3 protein-coding genes are annotated in these 2,729 nt (G+C 42.9%); all 3 read right to left on the bottom strand.

Annotated features, from left to right (window positions below):
- The coding region (locus tag AC1DSB_RS17575) for a dihydrodipicolinate synthase family protein (protein WP_477587234.1) at nt 1–592 on the bottom strand (592 nt) is incomplete at its 3' end.
- Nucleotides 593–630: 38 nt separating this feature from the next.
- Nucleotides 631–1,101 carry a flavin reductase family protein gene (locus tag AC1DSB_RS17570; RefSeq protein WP_036659693.1) on the bottom strand — a complete coding sequence of 157 codons (471 nt, stop codon included), beginning with the start codon at nt 1,099–1,101 and terminating at the stop codon, nt 631–633.
- Between the two features lie 64 nt (nt 1,102–1,165).
- Complete coding sequence (gene hpaB, locus AC1DSB_RS17565; protein WP_477532131.1) at nt 1,166–2,650, bottom strand: 4-hydroxyphenylacetate 3-monooxygenase, oxygenase component; 1,485 nt, start codon at nt 2,648–2,650, stop codon at nt 1,166–1,168.
- Nucleotides 2,651–2,729 lie beyond the last annotated feature (79 nt).

Raw genomic sequence — 2,729 nt, 5'->3', positions numbered from 1 at the left:
GTTCGATTCCTGAATACAAAAGGAAGTCTCTGCCGCAGTTCAGCAATACACGGTTGACATGCTCGAAGTCTTTGTTCGCTTCTTTTACACCGACGATATTTTGGCAATCTTCCACTAAACGTTTCATCGTGCTTACTTCCATATTGACTGCAGAACGACCCGGGATATTGTAAATGATAATCGGTGTTGTCACTGAATCTGCGACTGTTTTAAAATGCTGGTAAAGGGCTTCCTGATTTGGCCTGTTGTAATAAGGCACAATTACCATCGCAGCATCAGCACCGATTTCTTCAGCGTACTTTGTCAATTCCAATGTTTCGTCATGGTTTGTCGACCCTGTTCCAGGCGCGAAAAAGACACGGCCGGCTATAGTTTCTTTTGCAAGGGCCATCACTCTTTTTCGTTCAGCAATTGTCAAAGAGCTCGGTTCCCCGCTTGTCCCCGTAACGGAAATCCCATGACTGCCACTTTCAATTTGCCAGTTAATTAACTCAATAAATGCTTTTTCATCAATTGCGCCGTCTTCTGTAAACGGGGTAACGACCGGACAAATGGACCCTCTTAATTTTCTTTTCGCTTCTGTGTATGCCAAATTCATCTACTCCTTTAAGGAATTAATGTACGTCAATGTTATTCCTGAAGTTCTTTCAGTTCACGATATTTTCCCTGGCTGTAGAGCAACGGGTCATGTTGTTCCAGTTTGACGCCCGTTACTTGCCCGATAAAAATGGTATGATCGCCAGCTACATATTCGCTATGTAGTTTACACGTCACAACTGCCAGTGAATCCGGAAGAACAGGAAGTCCTTTATATGAAGAGAACGTTATTTCATCCTCTAAATTTAACTGACCGGAGAATTGCTTGGACTCATTTACTTGTTTGGACGTCAGGATATTGACAGCAAATTGTTTTGCTTCTTTGATATGTTGCAGCATTCTAGCTCTTTCCCCAATGCTGACGGCGATAAGTTTCGGGTTTAATGAAATCGACATGAACGCATTTGCGGTCATGCCATGTACCTCACCAGCGACTTCGGTCGTTATGACTGTGACACCGGTTGCGAAACTTCCCATTGCATTGCGAAACAATCGATCATCCACTTCATGTTCATCATTGTGCATATTCAAATCTCCCTTCCACTAACTTAACGAGTCTATTATTTGATTAAGATAAAATACCCGCTTCTTTTTTCGCTCTGTTCAGGAAGTCGTTCACCATGTTTTTATATGGTTGCTTGTCGAATTGATCGTAATAAGCATTAGACATCCGCACTGGATCTCCGAAGAAATAGTACTCATACAGTGCTTGGCGGTTACCGAAGGCACTGATTGAAATATCCCATGCTAAGCGGAATAATTGAACTTTTTCCTCACCATTGATGTTGGCACCTTGCGTGTAACGATGAACTAATGTTCCGACATCCGTACTACTGAAGTCTGCTTCTGTTGGCAATGCCATCAAGCCGGATGCGCCAAGAATTTTAATGATTTCATTCATCCGTTGGTACATTTTCGGGTACCAGTTACGGGCTGCGTTCAACGGTTCAAAGTCTGGTGTCATATTGCCATATTGATCGATTTTGGCGTTGTGTTCGGCGCGGTACAGGTGAGAACGCATCACTTCCAAAATGACCATGATTTCGCTCGCTTTTTCTTTTACATGCATGAACTGATCAATTCCGATTGCTTCCATCATGTTGACGACCACACCGAGAATGAACTCTGTTTTCACCGTGTTTTTGGCGATGACTTGATGCGTCATATGTATGACCGCATTCGTTTCCGTATACGTACGATTACAGATGTTTGTACTTTCGCTTACAAATACTCTTTCCCAAGGAACAAAAACGTCTTCAAACGAGATAATCGCATCACTTTCGTCAAAACGGGCACCGAGCGGATGATCCCATTTGCTCTTCCCATAGTCGAAGGATTCACGAGACAGGAATTTCAGCCCTGCCGTATTATTTGGAATAGCGAATGCGAAAGCATACGGATCGTCCGTCGTTCCTGGAGTCCGATTGATAGTGGAAGGGAAAACGACCAGTTCGTCAGTGATACCACCTAAAGTGGCCAACAGGCGGCAACCGTTTACAATAATTCCGTCTGGTGTCTTTTTGGTTATACGTGCGGATAGTGTAGGATCTTTTTGATCCGATTGAGTCAATGTCGATCGGTTCACTTGTGGGTGGATTAATGTATGAGTTAAGCTGATGTCATTTTCACGTGCATATTCATAATAGTCTCTGGCATTTTTGGCAAATTGCTTACTGCCGCCACCTTCTTGTGCGAAGAATTCACTGGCGGTACCAAAAGCCATAATGCTTGTATTTAAATAGTCTGGAGAACGTCCCATCATGCCGCCGGAAAAACCAGCCCATTCGGAATGCATTTCACGTCTTCTAAATAAATCTTCTTTGGTTTTCGGTGCAATAAAGGAAAGCCCAACTTTTTTGCCAGAAGTCGGTGAAGTATAAAGCATCTTCTCTGGCTTCTCATGTTGCAGATCATATAGTCCAGCTACACTTTCCACAACGTTTTTAAAGGCAGGGTGTGTCGTGACGTCTTCCACTTTCTCCCCGTGAATCCACACTTCAGTGTTCCGTTTTTTTATGCCTTCGATATATTCTTTTCCTGTACGAGCGCCCATTTAATTCCCTCCTATTTCGGTTCTATCTATACTGACTTTGATAGTAATTTTAATTTTCAGATTTATACAGCTAAAACGA

The organism is Paenisporosarcina sp. P4_E4_2, from assembly GCF_056401595.1.
This window is presented reverse-complemented; position numbering and strand designations above follow the sequence as displayed.